We start from the raw sequence: 17,712 nt of genomic DNA, 5'->3' as shown, positions 1-17,712 counted from the left end.
TGAAAAGCGGGCGCCGCCAACTTGCGGCGTCCGCTGCGTTTCAGCGCTTCTCGGTCCCACGACGTATTCGGCATGGTGTCCACCCCCCAAGGCCGGCGTGCCGGAAGTCATTGACAGCGCCCCTTACAACACCGCAGTTTTTTCGAATCACAGGTACCACACGGCGGGTCCAGGCAGCTGGGCGAGTCCCGCCGCTCTCAATTTGGAGAATCCGCAATGTCGTTGTGGACCAAGAAGCCGCTGGGCGTTCTGATGGCCGAAGCCGGTGAGGAAGGGGAGCACACGCTCAAGCGCAGTCTGACCGCGCTCAACCTTACCCTGCTCGGAAGCGGTGCCATTATTGGCGCCGGTATTTTCGTTCTCACGGGACAGGCGGCGGCGCAGTATGCCGGCCCGGCCATTGTCCTCTCCTTCGTCATCGCTGGCTTCGGCTGCCTCTTTGCGGGGCTCTGCTACGCCGAGTTTGCGTCGATGATCCCGATTGCCGGCTCCGCGTACACGTACGGTTACGCGACGCTCGGCGAACTACTCGCTTGGATCATTGGCTGGGATCTTATCCTCGAGTATCTGTTCGCGGCGTCCACGGTCAGCGTGGGCTGGAGCGGCTACTTCGTGGAACTGATGAAGGAAATCGGCTTCGCGATTCCGGAGAAGTTTGCCGGCGCCCCGCTCAAGTGGGTGGAGGCCAAGGGCGCTTTTGAGTGGACCACGTCCGTGATCAACCTGCCCGCGATGCTCTTGATTGCGGCGCTGACCATGCTCCTCGTGGTCGGCATTCGTGAGTCGGCGCGCTTCAACAACGTCGCCGTGTTTATCAAGATGACGATCGTACTGCTCGTGATCGGCTTCGGGTTTATGTACGTGGACACGGCCAACTGGCATCCGTTCATTCCCGAAAACACGGGCCAGTTCGGCCACTACGGCTTCAGCGGCATCGTCCGCGGTTCGGCGGTGGTGTTCTTTGCCTACATCGGCTTTGACGCGGTGAGTACCGCCGCGCAGGAAGCCAAGAATCCACAGCGCGATCTGCCAATCGGCATTTTGGCATCGCTCGCCATTTGCACCGTGCTGTACATCCTGATGGCGCTCGTCATGACCGGCCTCGTGCCCTTCATGAAGCTCGACGTCCCGCACCCGGTGTTCGTCGCCATCGACGCGGCTGGCCCGGCGCTCAAGTGGCTGACGTACTTCATCAACATCGGCGCCATCGCCGGCCTCTCGTCGGTCGTGCTCGTGATGCTCATGGGTCAGCCGCGCATCTTCTTTGCGATGGCGCGCGACGGCCTGCTTCCGGCGGTGTTCGGCAAAGTGCATCCGAAGTATCAGACGCCGTGGCTCGCCACGATCATCACCGGCGGCTTCGCGATGATCTTTGGCGGCCTGTTCCCCATCGACATTCTGGGCGAACTGGTCTCCATCGGCACCCTGCTCGCGTTCATCATTGTCTGCGCCGGCGTGCTCGTGTTGCGCTATCGCCAGCCGGACCTCCACCGTCCGTTCAAGACGCCGTTCGTGCCGTTTGTGCCGATTGCCGGTATCGCGGTCTGCGGCTTCATGATGTCGTTCTTGCCAGGCACCACCTGGCTCCGTTTGATCATCTGGATGGCGATCGGTCTGGCTATCTACTTCTTCTACGGGCGCCATCACTCCAAGCTGGGGCTCGCCGAGGCGAAGTAAGCGGCACAAAGCGAGCAATGGCAGTATCTTTCAGTGGCGCCCGGGACTCCGGGCGCCACTGGTCGTTTAGGCGACCTGCACACCGATGGAACCGATGACGAATCCCGCCGCCCACGACCCAATCCTCGTGCCCGAGCACCGGCGCGCCGATATTTTGAAGCTCGCTGCACAGCTCGCCCCCGGCCAACGGGTGGCATTGAGCACGCATCTCAACTCCGACGGCGACGGCTGCGGCTCCGAAGTGGCGCTCGCCCTGCTCCTCGGTCAGATGGGGATTGCCGCGCACATTGTGAATCCCACGCCCTGGCCGGCGATGTTTACGTACCTGCTCGGCGACGGCGTTGTCGATCGCTCTCCGGATGGCGCGGCCGCGCTCAAGGGCATCGATCGCCTGATCGTGCTCGACATCAGCGACGTCAAACGCTTGGGCTCGCTCGCCGATGCCGTGCGCGCGCTCGCCGTGCCGCCGCTCGTGATCGACCATCATCTGCCCGGCGAGGAACCGCCCGGAACGATTCACGTCTCCGACACCGCCGCCTGCGCCACCGGTGAACTCGTCTTTGACTTTGCCGCCACGATGGGGCTGCAAATCACGCCAGCCATCGCAACGGCGCTGTATACCGCCATCCTCACCGATACCGGCGGCTTTCGCTTCAGCAATACCTCGCCGCGCTGTCACGCGATTGCGTCGCGCCTCCTCGCTGCCGGGGTGGACCCCGAGGCGATGTACAAGCGCATCTACGCCTCGGTGCCCCGCGGACGCCTGCACTTGCTCCGCGACGCGCTCGCCACTCTCGAGGTAGACGAAGCGCACGGAATAGCGTGGGTGTCCATTGCCGCCGGCGCGCTTGAGGCGCACGGGGTGTCGAGTGAAGATCTCGACGGCATTGCCGAATATCCCCGCTCGATTGCCGGCGTCAAACTCGCGCTCCTCTTTCGCGACCTGGGCCACGGCAAGGTGAAGATCTCGTTCCGTTCCGTGCGCGGCGTGGACTGCAACGTGCTCGCCAAACAGTTCGGCGGTGGCGGACACGCGCGGGCGTCTGGCGCCCTCGTATCCGGTTCGCTCGCTGACGTCCACGCGAAGGTCCTCGCGGCCGCGCGGTTGATGACGCACTAACTCTTTCCTCTCGCTCTCTTCAGACCATGTCCGATAGTCTTACCGCGCGTATCGATACCGCGCTTCAGCAGATCGTCAATCCGCGCACCGGTGACAACGTGCTCACGTCTGGGCAGGTGCGCGACATTGCCACCACCACCGATGGCAAAGTGCGGCTCACACTTCTCCTCGCCGCCAACGATGATGCGACCATTGCCCGCGCCGTGCGTCAGGCGGTTGAGCGCGTGGAGGGCGTGGCCGATGTGCGCGTCGATGTCAAAGACGCCGCTGAGTTCGCGGCCGCACGCGCGGCCGCTTCGTCGGCGCCCGCGTCGGGCGGCAAGCGTGCCGCGCTCCCCGTGATGGACGCAGCCCCGCAACCGCCGCGCAACAGCGCGCCCACCCCTGTGCAGTACCCGAACCTCGGCAAAATCATTGCCGTCAGTTCTGGAAAGGGCGGCGTCGGCAAGAGCACCTGCACTGTGAACCTCGCGGTGGCCCTTGCCAAAATGGGGAAGAAGGTCGGCCTCATGGACGCCGACATCTATGGCCCGAACATTCCGCAGATGATGGGTGTCAATTCGCCGCCGCCCGTCGATGGTGAAAAAATCACGCCGCTCGAAGCGCATGGCGTCAAACTCATGTCGCTCGGCTTTTTGATTGAGCGCGATCAGCCCGCCATTTGGCGCGGCCCGATCGTTATGAAAATCATCACGCAGTTCCTGCGCGACGTCGCGTGGGGGAAGCTCGATTACCTGCTCGTGGATATGCCCCCGGGCACCGGCGACGCGCAGCTCTCGCTCGTGCAGGCCGCCGAAGTCGCCGGCGCGGTGATTGTCACCACGCCGCAGGAAGTCTCGGTGGGCGACGCCCTCCGAGGCGCCAAGATGTTCCAGCGCGTGGGAGTGCCCCTCGTCGGCATCATCGAGAACATGAGCTACTTCGAGAGTCCGGAAACGGGCAAGCCGATGGCCATTTTTGGTACCGGCGGCGGCAAGCGGCTCGCCGACGAGCTCGGGGTTCCCCTGCTCGGCGAGGTGCCCTTGTACCCACCGGTTCTCCAGGGTGGGGACAACGGACAGCCGATCGTGGTCGCCGACGCAAATGCGACCGCGGCCCGCAAACTCACCGAAATCGCAGCCAAAATCGCCGCGTTCTAAGCGAAAGTAACCGGGGCGGCGTATACTTTTGGTATGCGCGGACCCTCAATCACCCTCCTCACCGACTTCGGAACCGCCGACGGCTACGTCGCGGAGATGAAGGGCGTCCTCACGTCGCTCGCCCCAGACTCGGCGATCATCGACGCGTCACATGAAGTGTTGCCACAGGATGTGCAGGGCGCGCGGCTCGCGCTCGCTCGCTACTGGCGGCACTTTCCAGTTGGGACGGTCCACGTGGTGGTCGTGGACCCCGGCGTTGGCACGTCACGCGCCGCGCTCGCGGTGGAGAGCGACGGTCGGTATCTCGTCGGCCCCGACAACGGCGTACTATCGCCGGCGCTCGTCTGGCCGGGCGCGCGCGTGGTGAGTCTCGCCATTCCCGCCGACGCGGCGCACACGTTTCACGGTCGCGATGTCTTTGCGCCTGCCGCCGCACGATTGGTGTCCGGCGAAATGCTCGACGCGCTCGGCCCTCGCTTTGCCGACGCGCATATCGAGCGCACGCCGCTCGCGCATCAGCGCGAAGATGGTTCGCTTGAGGGCCGCGTCATCACCATTGACCGATTCGGCAACGCCATCACGAACTTCGTGGCGCGCAACGGCGTGGTCGAAGTAGCCGGTTGGCGGCTTCCGGTGGTGCAGACCTACGCGGAGGTCGAGCCCGGCGAACCGTGCGCCGTTGCGGGGTCGGCAGGGTTATTGGAAATCGCCGTGCGAAACGGGAGTGCCGCTGCCGTGCTGCGATTGTCGCGCGAAACGCCACTGCTCTGGCACCCGGTACGGTAGTTCACACCCGCGCCGCGTGACGTCCGGCGATTAGCTCGCCCGCCGAAGTTTAAAGCCCCCAAGAAACGCCTTGAGTTGCACCCGCACCTTCCGCGGAGCGGCGTCGTAGTCGGCCGAGTACCAGTAGTCGCCGCGTTTGATGAGACCGGAGCTGTGCATATCGCCAAGGAAGGTCTTGGCCTCCACCATCACGCCAACCTCTGGCGCCACGCGCAGGGTAATCTCCCCCATGGCCAGCGAGGCGTTGATCTCCACGTCGTGCGTCAGCGGGCCAGAGAGGTCGAGGTCCAGTGACCCGACGCCGACATTGGCTTTGATGCGTTCGGCACCGGCGTTGGCCGCGTGCATGAGCTTCACGGAGGCCGCGCCAATCTCGATGTTCATGGCATGCATGCGGACGCGATTCGGCGCATCGAATCGCACGGTGATTTCGGCGGCGCCACCTTTGATCGAAAGATCAGAGAGGGCCATTCCGCCAAGCTGAAGTTCGCCCTCAACCGCACCGAGTTCGAGCGCGAGATCCATGGGGACGTTCGGCGCGAGTTGCAGTTTGAGATCGCCGCCGTCGTTGTCATCCAAGTTGACGCGGATGCTGTGGTTGCCCTTCACCCCTACGGTGAGTGAGCGCGCGAGACTGTCATAGCGGCTCACGGCTTCGCCGCGGCTGGCATCGTAGCGCAAACTCATGTTATAGAGCGTGTTCCCTGTGGCGGGACGCAGGTCGAACCGTCCGGCCGAATATTCGACGCGAACAGAAAGCGCCGACGTGTCGTGCACTTGTCGTGCGGCCTCGAGCGTGCGCCACCGCTGTGCTTCAGCGGGGTGTGCCAAGGCAATGACGAGCGCGGACGCGACGAGCAAGCGTTCGTTCACTTGGCCGCCGGGGCATCGTACGAGGATGGGCGTCGCGCCGCTACGACACCGGCGACTGGCGTCGGCGTCTGCCAACTCGCGGCCGCCATTGCTTTGACCGCCGCCGCGGACGGGCGTCGCTGGACACCGCCGCGCGAGAGAATGGCCGCGCCGAGGCCAGCGGTGGCCGCAACGCTCGTGACGGCAATCGCGATGGTCTGTGCCACAAGGTGCACCATCGGCTGCCACGCGAGCGATGCCGCGAGGAACCACGGACTCATCAGTGCCAGCACGCCAACAATCAGTGCGCGCAGTGAGGAGGCACGCCGCTCACGGTCGCCCTCGCTCGTGCGGCTACGAGTGATCGCGGTGCCAATGACGCGCGCCACCGCGAGAAAGCCGAGCGCAAACAACCCGGCCACCAAAATCACATACGCCACGACGGCGAACGGCACGAGGAGAATGCCGAGCAGCGTAAGCACGAGGCCGAGCGAGATGACCACAATCGCCGGCAAAATCGCCACCTCGCCCGCGAGTCCCGTCATGATGGCGCGGCCCACGCCCTGCTCGAGCGCGTCGGTGACAGCGTCGAGATTGGGAGACGCCACCACGAGTATGCCAACGCCGAGGAACACGAGCACGGCGAGCCAAGCGGCGGCGAGTGACAACGCGTGCGAGACGGTTGCCGCGCCGCCGAGTGGCGTCACGTCGGTGCCTGTGGCGTCGAGATTGCCTTCGAGTGAGCGAATCTCGCCGTCCACGCGGCCGCCGTTGAGGCGCACTTTGCCTCCGATGGCCACAGCACGCCCAGTAATCACGCCACCTGGCGCGACGACGATGTCGCCTTTCCAGCTGACGGCATCACCGGCCACCGTGCCACTCACCGTCAGCGTGCCATTGGCGACCGCCACGGTGGAAGCGGCGCGAGTGTTCGCGGCGATCGATCGATCACCGAAGGTGAATTCTTTTGCGTCGGGGAGTGCGGGCGACTCGCCATTGGTGCGTAGCGACTGCAACGACTTGGCGAGCGCAACGCGCTGCGCACTGTCTTGAGCCTGCACCGTCGTACTACAGGCAATCCAAAGCGCGGTCAGCGCAGAGAGCCCGCGGACCGCGCGAATAAAACGTGACGTCATGGCCCTAGTTCCGCGCACGCCGCGAGGCGGTGGCCATGGCGCGGAGGCCTAGGGTGGCACCGCCGGCGGCGGTCACCAAGAGGGCTGCGCCAACCATGACACCGCTCATCCCAGCGCCACGCATGGCGTCAATCGCCGATTGGCCGAAGGCGGCATCGAGGACAGCCGTGGCACCTTGTACCACCGATTGCCGACCGCGATCCGCCGCCAAGTTCACCAGGTAGCGCGCCACATCCGCGCGGAAGGCGAGCCACACGGCGCTCGCCGAGAGCACGGAGGCCACCGTTAGCGCGGAGCCTGCCATCACCACGCGCATGGCGCGCGACTGCGGGACGAGTCGTAGGGCGCTCTCTACGAGCGCCACATGCCACGGTTCGACAATGTGCACCTGCGCCATCACCGAATCGGCAAAGCGAACGGTGGGGGCAAAGTGCGGCAACCGGTCGAGGGCGTCGGTCACCAGGCGCACATCGTCGAGCTTGGCGCGGCATTCCGCGCACTCCTCGACGTGCGCGCGCAACGGCGCGACGCCAAAACCAACCTCGCCGTCGAGCAGCAGGTCGATCTCGTTTGGATGCAGGTGTCGATGTTGCATGAGTTCTCCTGAATCAGACTACGGCAGGGCGAGGGACGCGGTTTCAGCGTGTGTGGAGTGCCACGGGCGTCCGACCATCGGCGCGCGGGCAGTCCTGAACTTTCGGTGTTTATTCGCCATCATTCTCTGAGGTGGTCCAGCGCCTCGCGGAGCTGGTGACGGGCGCGGTGGATGTAGGTCTTCACCGTGCCCAGCGGCAGGTCGAGCGTCGCCGCGATTTCCTCATAGCTCCGCCCTTCCACGTGGCGGAGCATGATGCAGGAGCGGTATTCCGGGCGCAGGGCGGCAATCGCGCGCTCAATAGACGACCCCAGCTCCTTGGACTCCAGCGCCTCGAGTGGGGACTCGTCCTCGGAGCCCACATCAAAGGACGTGGCCTCCATATCGGCCGCCGTCTGGGCGTGCGGGGAGCCGTCCATCGAGATGGTGTCGAGCTGCCGGCGTCGCAGGTGATCGATGGCGACGTTATTCGCGATTTTGAACAGCCAGCTCGAGAACTTGAACTCGGACCGGTACTTGTCGAGGTTGCCGAGCACCTTGATAAACGCGTCCTGCGCCAGATCCTCGGCGGTGGCAGTGTCGCGCACCATACGGAACACCAGCGAGAACACGGGGCGCTCATAGCGGCGCACCAGTTCGCGATAGGCGTCCTCGCGCCCGCGCTGGGCGAGGGCGACGACGTCCGCGTCGGGAAGGTTGAGGAGATCGAGTTTGGGGGGCACGCTGCCTTCAAACTTGCCCGTGCTCTCACGCGCGGGCAACTTTCAAGGCTGATGACAGCCACCGATACTGAAGCGCTCGAGGCACGGGCGGCCGCTGCCGGCGCCCCCGGCAAGCGTTCGTACGTGCAACGGATGTTCTCCGACATTGCCCCGCGATACGATCTCCTCAATCACCTCTTGAGCATGGGTATCGACCGGTCGTGGCGTCGGTTGGCGATCGCGCGCCTAGGATGGGAACGTGCGCCCGAGGGCCACTATCTCGACCTCTGCGCCGGGACGCTCGACGTCGGCACGGCGCTGAGTCGCCACTCCGGATTCCGCGGGCATATTGTGGGCGCGGATTTCGCGGAGCCGATGCTGCGCGCGGGCGTGGGCAAGGCGCCGCGTACCACACTCGCCCCGGTTGTTGCCGACGCGTTAGCGCTCCCGTTGGCGAGTGGCACAATGGCCGGGGCGATCGTCGCATTCGGCATTCGCAATGTGGCGAGTCTCGAGAGCGCGCTCGCCGAGGTGCACCGTGTGCTGGCGCCGGGTGCGCGATTCGTGATTCTCGAGTTCTCCACGCCGCGTGTTGCGCTGCTGCGCACGGCCTACTTGTTCTATTTTCATAAGGTGTTGCCGCTCATCGGCGGCCTCATTAGCGGTCATCGCACCGCGTACCAATACCTGCCGCAATCGGTCGCCAATTTTCCCGAAACCACCATCCTCGCGGATCGCATGCGCGCGGCGGGGTTTGCGGACGTCGCGTTTACGACGCTGACGTTTGGGATTGCGGCGATTCACGTCGGCGAAAAAGGCAAGACGCAATCGTGACCCTCAATACCCTCTCTGAATTCATTGCCGCCATCGACGCGATCGGCGAGCTCCATCGCATTACGGAGCCCGTCAAGGTGGATCTTGAACTGTGCGAAATCACCGACCGCGTAAGCAAAATGCCGGGCGGAGGCAAAGCGCTGCTCTTCGAAAAGCCGGTGCTGCCTGACGGCACCATCTCACCGATTCCGGTGGCCATCAACCTGTTCGGCTCCATGAAGCGCATGGCGCTGAGCCTTGGCGTCGAGCGACTCGACGAACACGGCGACCGCATCACCAAGCTGATGGATCTCAAAGTTCCAGAGGGGCTACTCGGCAAGCTGTCGATGTTGCCGCGCCTGCTTGAAGTGTCAAAGTTTCCGCCGCGCATGAAAAGCGGCACGCCGTCGTGCCAAGAAACCGTGTGGCGCGGCGACGACGTCGATTTGCGGAAACTGCCGATCATCACCTGCTGGCCTGACGACGGTGGCCCGTACATCACGCTGCCAATGGTCATCAGCAAAGATCCCAAGCGCGGCATTCGCAATGTGGGGATGTACCGAGTGCAGCTGATGGGTAAGAACACGGTCGCCATGCACTGGCAGCGCCACAAGGTGGGCGCCGCCCATTGGCGAGAGATGGCCGAACGCGGCGAGAAAATGGAAGTGTGCATTGCCATCGGCGGCGATCCGGCCTCGATGTACTCGGCCAGCGCGCCTCTTCCACCGATGGTGGACGAGTTCATTTTTGCGGGCTTCCTGCGCAAGGAGCCGGTGCAACTCGCCAAGGCCCTCACCTGCGATCTTGAAGTGCCGGCCGACGCCGAATTTGTGCTCGAGGGCTACATCGATCCGGCTGAGGCGTTGGTGACCGAGGGGCCGTTCGGCGATCACACGGGCTACTACTCCGAAGCCGATCTGTATCCGCTGGTGCATATCACCGCGGTGACAATGCGCAAGAATCCGGTGTACGCCACCACCATCGTCGGGCGTCCGCCGATGGAGGACTACTACCTCGGCCACGCCACCGAACGAATCTTCCTGCCCTTGCTCAAGCTCACGGTCCCCGAGATCGTGGATTATCACATGCCCGCCGAGGGGATTTTTCACAACCTCGTGTTCGTGAGCATCAAAAAGGAATATCCGGGCCAGGCCTACAAGGTGATGAACGCCATGTGGGGGCAGGGATTAATGTCGCTTGCGAAGGTGCTCGTGATTGTCGATAGCTGGGTGGACGTGCAGAACGCGGCGGAAGCGTGGTGGGTCGCGCTCAATAACATTGACCCGCAACGCGACGTGCGCTTTACGATGGGGCCGGTGGATGTGCTCGATCACGCCAGCCGTGCCTTCACGTACGGCAGCAAGATGGGAATCGACGGCACTAAGAAATTTCCGGAAGAGGGATTCACCCGCAACTGGCCCGAGGTGATCGCGATGGACGACGCCACTCGGCAGCGCGTGGATGCACTCTGGCCGAGGCTCGGGCTATGACCGCGTCGCACCGTGAGGGGCAGACGTTTGACGGCACGTCGCGATTTGTGCGCTATGTGAACTTCGTTAAACTGCCGCATACGGTGTTTGCGCTCCCCTTTGCGCTCGTGGGTGTGGTGCTCGCGACGTATCACACGCCCGTGACGCTTCGTTCGCTCGGGTGGATTGTGCTCGCCTTTACGGCGGCGCGCTTTGCCGCGATGGGATTCAATCGTATTGCCGACCGGCACTTCGACGCCAAGAATCCGCGCACGGCCATGCGTGAGCTCCCGAGCGGTGCGATGGCGGTGGGGGAAGCATCGGCGCTCGTGATTGGCGCGATGGCGCTCTTTGTGTGGGCGGCGTGGGAGTTGAATCCACTCTGCGCGATGCTCTCGCCGGTGGCGCTACTCTGGATTTGTTTTTACAGCCTCACCAAACGGTTCACGCGTTGGTCGCATCTCGTGCTTGGGCTCGGCATGGGAATCGCGCCCGCTGGCGGATATCTCGCCGTGACGGGGCAGTGGAGCGATCCGTGGTGGTTGCTTCCGGCGCTCGCACTTGCTGTGATGACGTGGGGCGGCGGCTTTGATGTGATGTATGCGCTGCAAGACATCGCCTTTGATCGCGAGCACGGTTTGCACTCCGTGCCGGCCGCCGTTGGGCCGCGCGTGGCGATTCGTATTGCGCGCGCGCTGCACGTGTGCACCGTGCTCCTGTTGATGGTGGCGGGGCTCGGCGCCGGGCGCGGCTGGATCTTCGGTCTCGGTGTAGGCACCGTTGCGTCGCTACTGCTGTACGAACATTCATTGGTCAGCGCCGAGGATCAGTCCAAGTTGGACGCCGCGTTCTTTACGATGAACGGGGTGATTAGCATCGCGTTCTTTATGTTTGCGCTCGCCGAACGGGTGCTAACGTGAGCACGCACGCTGATGCTCCGATTGTGATGGCCTTCACCGGCGCGTCGGGCGCGCCGTACGGAGTGCGCCTGTTGCAGCAGTTGGTGGCGTCACAGCGCCGCGTGTCGTTGATCATGTCGTCGCACGGACTTCGCTTGTTGCGCACCGAGACCGATCTGGTGGATGTGGAGGGGCTGCGCACGTTTGCGGGCGCGGCGGCCTGGGATGCACAGGTAACGGTGTTTGACGACGCCGACCGCGGCGCGGCGCCCGCGTCTGGCTCCGCGAAGAGCGCCGGCATGGTGATTTGCCCGTGTTCTATGGGAACGCTCGCGTCGATTGCTGCCGGTACGTCGCGTTCGCTGGTGGAGCGCGCAGCGGATGTGGCGCTCAAGGAGCGCCGTCCGCTCGTGCTGGTGCCGCGCGAGACGCCGCTCAGCGCCATCCATCTCGAGAACATGCTGCGGCTGACCCGCGCCGGCGCGACGATCATGCCGGCTTCGCCCGGCTTCTACAATCGCCCCACGCGCATCGAAGAGCTGGTGGACTTCGTGGTGGCGCGCGTGCTCGATCATCTCGGCGTGGACAACACGCTGGCCATTCGGTGGGGCGGTCAGTCGGAGAACGCGTAGTGGTGTCGGGCGCCGCTCTTGGTGGGCGTGCGCCGCATCCGTGGGTGTTCGCGGTGCTCTACTTTCCGATGGGTCTTACTATCGGCTATCCGTCGGTCGCGCTCGGGTACCTCGCGAGTCGCGCTGGTTTGCCGGTGTCCACGAGCGCGGCCATTGTGGGGATGGCCTTTTTTGCGCACGCGTTCAAGTTCGTGTGGGCGCCGCTCGGCGACGCAACACTCACGCGCAAAACGTGGTACCTGCTCGCGGTCGCAGCGATTGCGCTCGGTCTGTTTGTGTTGACGGTGACGCCGATGCAAGCGTCGAACGTGCCGCTGCTCTCGGTGGTGGTGCTAGCGTCGAATGTGGGGGCGTCGTTCCTTGCGTTTGCCACCGAAGGGTTGATGGCGCACAACACCACGCTGGCCACGCGCGGTCGCGCCGCCGGGTGGTTCCAGAGCGGGAATCAGTTTGGTCAAACGGCCGGTGGCGGCGTAGGGTTGTTGCTCGTCAAGCATCTGCCGTCCACCTGGCTCGCGGGCGTTGCGCTGGCGGCGATTGTATTTGCGTGCGCATTTGCGCTGCGGTTTCTAGACGAGCCTGGGCGCGGCGTGGTCGGTGAAACGGTGGCGACAAAACTTGCGGCTGCCGTACGAGCGTTGACGCTGATGCTGCGCACACGCGATGGCCGCATTGGCCTGCTCCTCGCGTTGTTGCCCATTGGGAGCGGCGCGTCGCAGTTCCTGTTTGGATCGCTTGGCGCCGAGTGGAATGCTGGCGCCGACACGGTTGGCTTCGTGCTCGGCGCCGGTGGCGGCGTGGCGATTGTGGCCGGCTGTTTTGCGGGCGGGTGGGTGGCAGATCGAATGGCCAAGCCCACGGCGTATGCGTGGGCCTGTGCCATATCCGCCGCGGCCGCCGCGCTGATGATGCTGTCGCCGCGCAATAGTATGGGGTTTGCTGCCGCCACGCTGTTCTATACGTTTTCGCTCGGCTTGTGTACCGCGTCGCTCACTGGGATGGTGCTCGCGCTCATTGGCGACCACGCAGCCGCCACCAAGATCAACGTGTTCTTTGCATTCAATACGCTGGGTGGATTGGCCATGATCCGCTTTGATGGCGCCGTGCACGACCGCTTCGGCACGCAGGGGATGCTCGCCGCAGAGGCGTTGGTGTCGCTTGGCTGTTTGGTGTTGTTCGTGATTTTGGCCGGGAGGATTCGCGGTGCTGATCGGGCTCATTAGCGACACGCACGGGCTGTTGCGGCCCGAAGTCTACGAGGCGCTCGCCGGTGTGGAGTTGATTCTGCATGCCGGCGACGTGTGCAGCGACACGATTCTCGACGAACTCTCGCTCATTGCGCCGGTGCGCGCTGTTTATGGCAACTGCGATGATCCGTGGACGCCGGGGCTCTCGCAGCAGCTGGAGCTGGAGCTGGGTGGACTCCGCATACATGTGAGCCACGGGCACGAACTCGGCCGGCCAAAGCCCGCGGCGCTCGCCGCTGCGTACGACGCGGATGTGATTGTGTACGGACACACGCACGTGCAGCTGATTGAACGCGTGGGAAAGCAGTTGGTGATCAACCCGGGTGCCGCTGGACCAAAGCGGTTCGCGCTGCCTGCGACGGTGGCGCGGCTGACGATTGTGGACGGGCGTGCCGACGCGGAGCTGTTGACGCTGGCCTAACCCGCGCAATGCTACGCGCTGCGGGCCTGCAGAAATGAACTCGCCGGCTCGGTTCCCTCCAGCTCCTCCGGAAACTTTCGGAAGAAGCTCGAGAGCAGGAGGAGCTCGTCTACTTCGTGCGCGGGAACGGTGAGTCGCGTCGACTCGGAGGGGACAAATACCTCGGCGGCCAGCGCCGCGAGCGTGGCGCGCTCAGCGGGTGTACGAGGGGCGGGGAGCTCGGCACGCACGCGCCCGCGACGAATAATGTACGCGCGGTTTTCGTCGCCAAATCCGGGCACGGTGTACACGAACGACAGCGATTCCACCGCAAAGCGCAGTCGCGCGAACTGATCTTGCAGCGACTCGAGCCGCAGAATCTTGTCGCGCAGGCTCGCGGCGCGCTCAAAGTCGAGGGCGTCGCTGCTGGCTTCCATTGCTACTCGGAGCGTCGCCACCGGTGCATCGTGCGCCCCTTCGAGAAACTCGCGGGCAAGTTCGAGCCGTGAGGCGTATTCGGACACCGTGGTGGCCGCAACGCAGGGGCCGAGGCAGCGGCCAATCTCGTGGCGAATGCATCCGGGCGTGCGCGGCGGCGCCACCGGCAGTTCCACTTGGTCGGCAAAATACATACGCGTGTCGCTGGCGCAGTCGCGGAGGCCGAGTACGTCATTGAGTTCGCGGAGTGCGTTCTCGAGTTGCAGCGCGCCGCTGAATGGGCCGAAATACATACCGTTGTCGTCAGCAGCAGCCGAGCGCACCACCTGAAACTTGGGCGCTGGCCCACGGGTGATGCGCACAAATGCGTAGTGGCGCGCGTCTCGCTTCATCATCACGTTGAAGCGCGGGCGCCACCGTTTGATGAGCCGCAACTCCTCGAGTAGCGCGGCGAATTCGCTTGGGTGATAGTCCCACGCAATCTCGCCAGCCTCGCGCAGAATGCGTGCGCCTTTCTCCGCCGGATACTCGGCGCGGAAATAGCTCATGAGGCGTGTGCGGAGTTTTTTGGCCTTCCCCACGTACACGATCTCACCGTCCGGGGAGATCATGCGATACACGCCAGGCCGATCTTTCACGTCGGCGCGTACGACTTCGCGCATCGCGGCGACGCGCGCCTCGACCTCAGGGGTGGCCGCGCGTTTCTTGCGCCGGCGCCTGCTCATCGTTGGCACGTGGGGCAAAAGACAGTGCTGCGCCCTTCAATCGCGTGCGTGGAGCGGAGCGTCGTGCCGCATCGTGTGCAGGGTTCGCCGGCGCGCCCGTACACAGCGAGGCGCTCCACAAAACCACCGCGCCCTCCAAAGGCGTCGCGATAATCGCGAAAACTGGTTCCGCGAAGTGCGATGGATTCCGTTAGCACCGCGCGAATTTCGGCGAGCAGCGTGGTAGCGGCGGCGCGCGAGAGAGCCGTGCCGCGCCGCGTGGGGCGGATCTTGGCACGCCAGAGCGCTTCGTTTGCGTAGATGTTGCCGATGCCCGCCATACGCCGCTGATCCATGAGGATGCTCTTGACCGCCCGGGAGGAGACCCGAACAATACCCGAAAATCGCTCGGCGGTAAGGGCTGGGTCAAGCGGCTCAGGGCCAAGCGCCGCCGTCCAGCGCTCAAATCGCTCAGGCGACATCAGGGCGACAGTGCCGAGTCGGCGGACGTCACGGTAGCGGAGGGTGCGGCCGTCGGTGAGTTGCCAGTGGATGGCGGTGTAGTCGGCCGATGTCGGCGCAGGGGAGGCCGCAGTGGCGTCCGCAGCTTCAATCAGCAGGGCGCCGGTGAACCGCGGCGTGACCACCAGGCGATCTCCCGTAGAGATATCGAGAATCACCGACTTTGCGCGTCGCCACACGCGGCCGATCTGTGCGCCAGTTGTGCGCTCGGCGAACTCCACCGCCGTGACCTCGCGCAGGACGTCGGGGCGCGGGACGGAGGTCGCGCCGATGACAGCGCCACCCACGGCACCGTGCAAATCGCGCGCTATCGTCTCAGTTTCAGGAAGTTCCGGCACTGCGCGCGAGCTCGCGCCATCCAATGTCGCGGCGCAGTTGGCGACCGTCCAGCTGCACACGTTCGGCGTGCGCCGTACTGCGGCGTTGCGCCTCGGCTAGTGAGTCGGCGACAGCTGTGATGGCAAAGACGCGACCACCCGAACTGATAAGCCGTTGCTGTGCATCGCGCGCCGTACCGGCATGAAAGACGATCACGCCTTCTTCGGCCGGTGGGAGTGTGATCAGATCGCCGGAGCGTACTGTACCTGGATAGCCAGCCGCGGCCACAACCGTCGTGACGGCCGCCCCGCGCCAGAGAAGCGGCGACGCCCCAGCCAGCGAATCGCCATTGGCAATCGCACGCACGGGTTCGAGCAAGCTCGACGCCAGTAGCGGAAGCAGCGTCTCGGTTTCAGGATCGCCAAAACGACAGTTGAATTCAACGACCTTCGCGCCCTGCGGCGTGAGCATCAGTCCCGCGTAGAGCAGACCGGTGAACGGACAGCCTGCGGCGCGCATCGCGGCGAGTGTGGGAAGGAATACGCGCTCAACCGTGTCGTCCGCCACCGCCGCCGTCGCAAGTGAGACGGGGGCATATGCTCCCATGCCGCCTGTGTTGGGGCCGGTATCGCGTTCACCAATCCGCTTGTGATCCTGCGCGGCGATCATTGGCAGCACGTGCGTGCCGTCGGTGAGCGCGAACACCGAAATCTCCTCGCCACTCATGAACTCCTCGACGAGTACTTCGTGTCCGGCTTCGCCGAACGCATTCCCCTCGAGCATCATCGTGATTGCCGACTCCGCCTCTGCCACCGTCTCGGCGACGATCACCCCTTTGCCAGCGGCGAGCCCAGACGCCTTGACCACCACCGGCGCGCCGAGGCGACGCACTTCGGCTTTGGCTTCCGCCGCGTTGGTGAAGGTGCGGGCGCTGGCTGTGGGAATGCCCGCGGCCAGCATCAACTCTTTGGCGAAGCGCTTGGATGTTTCAATTCGCGCTGCGGCCGCCGTGGGTCCAAAGACAGGCAGGCCGAGCGTACGAAAATGATCGACGATCCCCGCTTCGAGCGGCGCTTCCGGCCCGACAATCGTGAGCGACACCTGCTCACGCCGTGCGAGTGCGGCGAGAGCGGCTACGTCGGTGGCTTTGATTGGTTCACAACGCCCGAGTTCGCCGATCCCCGGATTCCCCGGGGCGGCGATAATCTCGCAATGCGGGTCGTCATGGCGGAACCGCCACGCGAGCGCGTGCTCGCGCCCGCCGCCACCGACGACCAAGATCTTCATCGACGACCGCCCTTGAAGGCGTCGTCAAAGGCATCTTTGGCACGGTCCAACACGTCGCCGAGTTTGCCGACGGCGGCGCGTGCTTGGTCGCCGTAATACTGCGCCGCTTCGTTCACATCGTGCCGCACTTCGTCGGCGGGCTTGGCGTCACTGCGGCGCGCGTACTCGCCGGCCATGACTTTATCGTACGCGCCCGACTCAATCCAGCGCTGCAACTCACCGGCGCGCACCGTGTGGAACGGGTGATCGCGGAAGACGGTGTTGATAATCTGCCAGACGCGGTCCACCACATCGCCCTGCGTTTCGTATTCCTTGGCCTGCGCAATAAAGGCGTCGAGGTCAATTGGATCGCCGTGCGCGGGGCCGCCCGCCAATTTCAGGAACGTCATCATCACGGTCCGCGCGTCTTGCACCACGACCAGTGCGCCGCGATCCGAGCTCAGTTCGCTCTTTCGGTACCATTCAAAGAGCGCCATCTGAATGGGGAAGAGCACGGCCGCGGCCACCATCGGTAGCGAGGACAGGCCGACCGTCATGATGATCAGCGCCACCGTGCGGTAGAGCACATGTCCGCTCACGATGTGCGCCACTTCGTGTGCGATGATCACCCGCTGCTCGTCTTCTGTCAGCAGTTCAATCACCGCCGAGTTGATGACGATGAACGGTTTGTCAAAACCAATCGCCGCAGCATTGATGACCGGCGACTGCGTGACGTACAGCTGCGGCCGTTCGGGGTAGTCGAAAGTGGCGAGCACTTCGGTGAGCAAGCGGTCGAGCGTGGGGCGCTGTGTGGGCCCCACGCGCACCGCATTGGCCAGAAAGAGCTGGCGCAGTCCACGTTCCCCAAAGAACGACGCAATCTTGCGGATGACTTCGTCGAACGCGGGAATGGAACGCAGCGTGTTCAGCGCGGCGCGGTCGGCCGGGTGCTCCCACGTTTGCGAGGCGATGTCAGTCAGGATTTTGCGGTCGGGCAT

General features: G+C 64.4%; 17 protein-coding genes and 2 pseudogenes. 11 read left to right on the top strand and 8 right to left on the bottom strand.

The annotated features are described in order from the left end of the window. The first annotated feature begins 216 nt into the window (after positions 1-216). From NTZ43_03065 to NTZ43_03045, 5 genes and pseudogenes are all read left to right on the top strand, one after another. The gene (locus NTZ43_03065) at positions 217-1,677 is read left to right on the top strand and encodes an amino acid permease (GenBank protein ID MCX5766191.1); all 1,461 of its coding nucleotides are present in this window, start codon (positions 217-219) and stop codon (positions 1,675-1,677) included. Between the two features lie 94 nt (positions 1,678-1,771). After that, the gene (locus tag NTZ43_03060) at positions 1,772-2,797 is read left to right on the top strand and encodes a bifunctional oligoribonuclease/PAP phosphatase NrnA (protein MCX5766190.1); all 1,026 of its coding nucleotides are present in this window, start codon (positions 1,772-1,774) and stop codon (positions 2,795-2,797) included. Positions 2,798-2,823: 26 nt separating this feature from the next. Beyond that, positions 2,824-3,042, top strand: a pseudogene (locus NTZ43_03055) (iron-sulfur cluster assembly protein). 168 nt (positions 3,043-3,210) lie between these two features. Then, positions 3,211-3,936, top strand: a pseudogene (locus tag NTZ43_03050) (Mrp/NBP35 family ATP-binding protein). A gap of 33 nt (positions 3,937-3,969) precedes the next feature. Continuing rightward, positions 3,970-4,722: an SAM-dependent chlorinase/fluorinase gene (locus tag NTZ43_03045; protein MCX5766189.1), complete on the top strand. Its 753-nt coding sequence runs from the start codon at positions 3,970-3,972 to the stop codon at positions 4,720-4,722. A gap of 30 nt (positions 4,723-4,752) precedes the next feature. Here NTZ43_03045 and NTZ43_03040 read toward each other — a convergent pair whose 3' ends face one another. From NTZ43_03040 to NTZ43_03025, 4 genes are all read right to left on the bottom strand, one after another. Continuing rightward, positions 4,753-5,595, bottom strand: a complete 843-nt coding sequence (locus NTZ43_03040; GenBank protein ID MCX5766188.1) for a LiaF-related protein — start codon at positions 5,593-5,595, stop codon at positions 4,753-4,755. Further along, positions 5,592-6,710 (bottom strand): hypothetical protein, encoded by a 1,119-nt coding sequence (locus tag NTZ43_03035; GenBank protein MCX5766187.1) that lies wholly within the window; start codon positions 6,708-6,710, stop codon positions 5,592-5,594. The genes NTZ43_03040 and NTZ43_03035 overlap by 4 nt, the downstream gene beginning before the upstream one ends. A 4-nt stretch (positions 6,711-6,714) precedes the next feature. After that, positions 6,715-7,305: a hypothetical protein gene (locus NTZ43_03030; GenBank protein ID MCX5766186.1), complete on the bottom strand. Its 591-nt coding sequence runs from the start codon at positions 7,303-7,305 to the stop codon at positions 6,715-6,717. A 119-nt stretch (positions 7,306-7,424) separates the two neighbouring features. After that, a complete protein-coding gene (locus NTZ43_03025) occupies positions 7,425-8,027 on the bottom strand; it encodes a sigma-70 family RNA polymerase sigma factor (protein MCX5766185.1) in 603 nt (200 codons plus the stop codon). A 51-nt stretch (positions 8,028-8,078) separates the two neighbouring features. Between NTZ43_03025 and NTZ43_03020 the strand changes: the two genes are divergently transcribed. From NTZ43_03020 to NTZ43_02995, 6 genes are read left to right on the top strand one after another with little or no spacing between them, the layout of a single operon-like run. Continuing rightward, positions 8,079-8,840: a class I SAM-dependent methyltransferase gene (locus NTZ43_03020; GenBank protein MCX5766184.1), complete on the top strand. Its 762-nt coding sequence runs from the start codon at positions 8,079-8,081 to the stop codon at positions 8,838-8,840. After that, positions 8,837-10,309, top strand: coding sequence for a menaquinone biosynthesis decarboxylase (locus tag NTZ43_03015; protein MCX5766183.1), 1,473 nt, complete (start codon positions 8,837-8,839; stop codon positions 10,307-10,309). Before NTZ43_03020 ends, NTZ43_03015 begins: the two co-directional genes overlap by 4 nt. Beyond that, entirely contained in the window at positions 10,306-11,208 is a 903-nt protein-coding gene (gene ubiA, locus NTZ43_03010; GenBank protein MCX5766182.1) for a putative 4-hydroxybenzoate polyprenyltransferase, read from the top strand. The genes NTZ43_03015 and ubiA overlap by 4 nt, the downstream gene beginning before the upstream one ends. A gap of 26 nt (positions 11,209-11,234) precedes the next feature. Then, complete coding sequence (locus tag NTZ43_03005) at positions 11,235-11,819, top strand: UbiX family flavin prenyltransferase (GenBank protein ID MCX5766181.1); 585 nt, start codon at positions 11,235-11,237, stop codon at positions 11,817-11,819. A 2-nt stretch (positions 11,820-11,821) separates the two neighbouring features. After that, a complete protein-coding gene (locus tag NTZ43_03000) occupies positions 11,822-13,042 on the top strand; it encodes an MFS transporter (GenBank protein ID MCX5766180.1) in 1,221 nt (406 codons plus the stop codon). Further along, positions 13,023-13,487, top strand: a complete 465-nt coding sequence (locus tag NTZ43_02995; protein MCX5766179.1) for a metallophosphoesterase family protein — start codon at positions 13,023-13,025, stop codon at positions 13,485-13,487. The genes NTZ43_03000 and NTZ43_02995 overlap by 20 nt, the downstream gene beginning before the upstream one ends. A gap of 11 nt (positions 13,488-13,498) precedes the next feature. On the opposite strand, the gene NTZ43_02990 is transcribed toward NTZ43_02995, so the two are convergent. The 4 genes from NTZ43_02990 to NTZ43_02975 are packed head-to-tail and all read right to left on the bottom strand — an operon-like array spanning position 13,499 to position 17,712. Then, complete coding sequence (locus NTZ43_02990; GenBank protein ID MCX5766178.1) at positions 13,499-14,629, bottom strand: UvrB/UvrC motif-containing protein; 1,131 nt, start codon at positions 14,627-14,629, stop codon at positions 13,499-13,501. Then, positions 14,626-15,468 carry a bifunctional DNA-formamidopyrimidine glycosylase/DNA-(apurinic or apyrimidinic site) lyase gene (gene mutM, locus NTZ43_02985; GenBank protein ID MCX5766177.1) on the bottom strand — a complete coding sequence of 281 codons (843 nt, stop codon included), beginning with the start codon at positions 15,466-15,468 and terminating at the stop codon, positions 14,626-14,628. The genes NTZ43_02990 and mutM overlap by 4 nt, the downstream gene beginning before the upstream one ends. After that, positions 15,452-16,735 (bottom strand): phosphoribosylamine--glycine ligase, encoded by a 1,284-nt coding sequence (gene purD, locus NTZ43_02980; protein ID MCX5766176.1) that lies wholly within the window; start codon positions 16,733-16,735, stop codon positions 15,452-15,454. Before purD ends, mutM begins: the two co-directional genes overlap by 17 nt. Beyond that, entirely contained in the window at positions 16,732-17,712 is a 981-nt protein-coding gene (locus NTZ43_02975) for a M48 family metallopeptidase (GenBank protein ID MCX5766175.1), read from the bottom strand. The genes purD and NTZ43_02975 overlap by 4 nt, the downstream gene beginning before the upstream one ends.

It is taken from the genome of Gemmatimonadota bacterium (assembly GCA_026387915.1).
In the GTDB taxonomy this organism is placed as follows: domain Bacteria; phylum Gemmatimonadota; class Gemmatimonadetes; order Gemmatimonadales; family Gemmatimonadaceae; genus Fen-1231.
The sequence above is the reverse complement of the archived record's forward strand: the minus strand, read 5'-3'. Positions and strand labels throughout refer to the sequence as shown.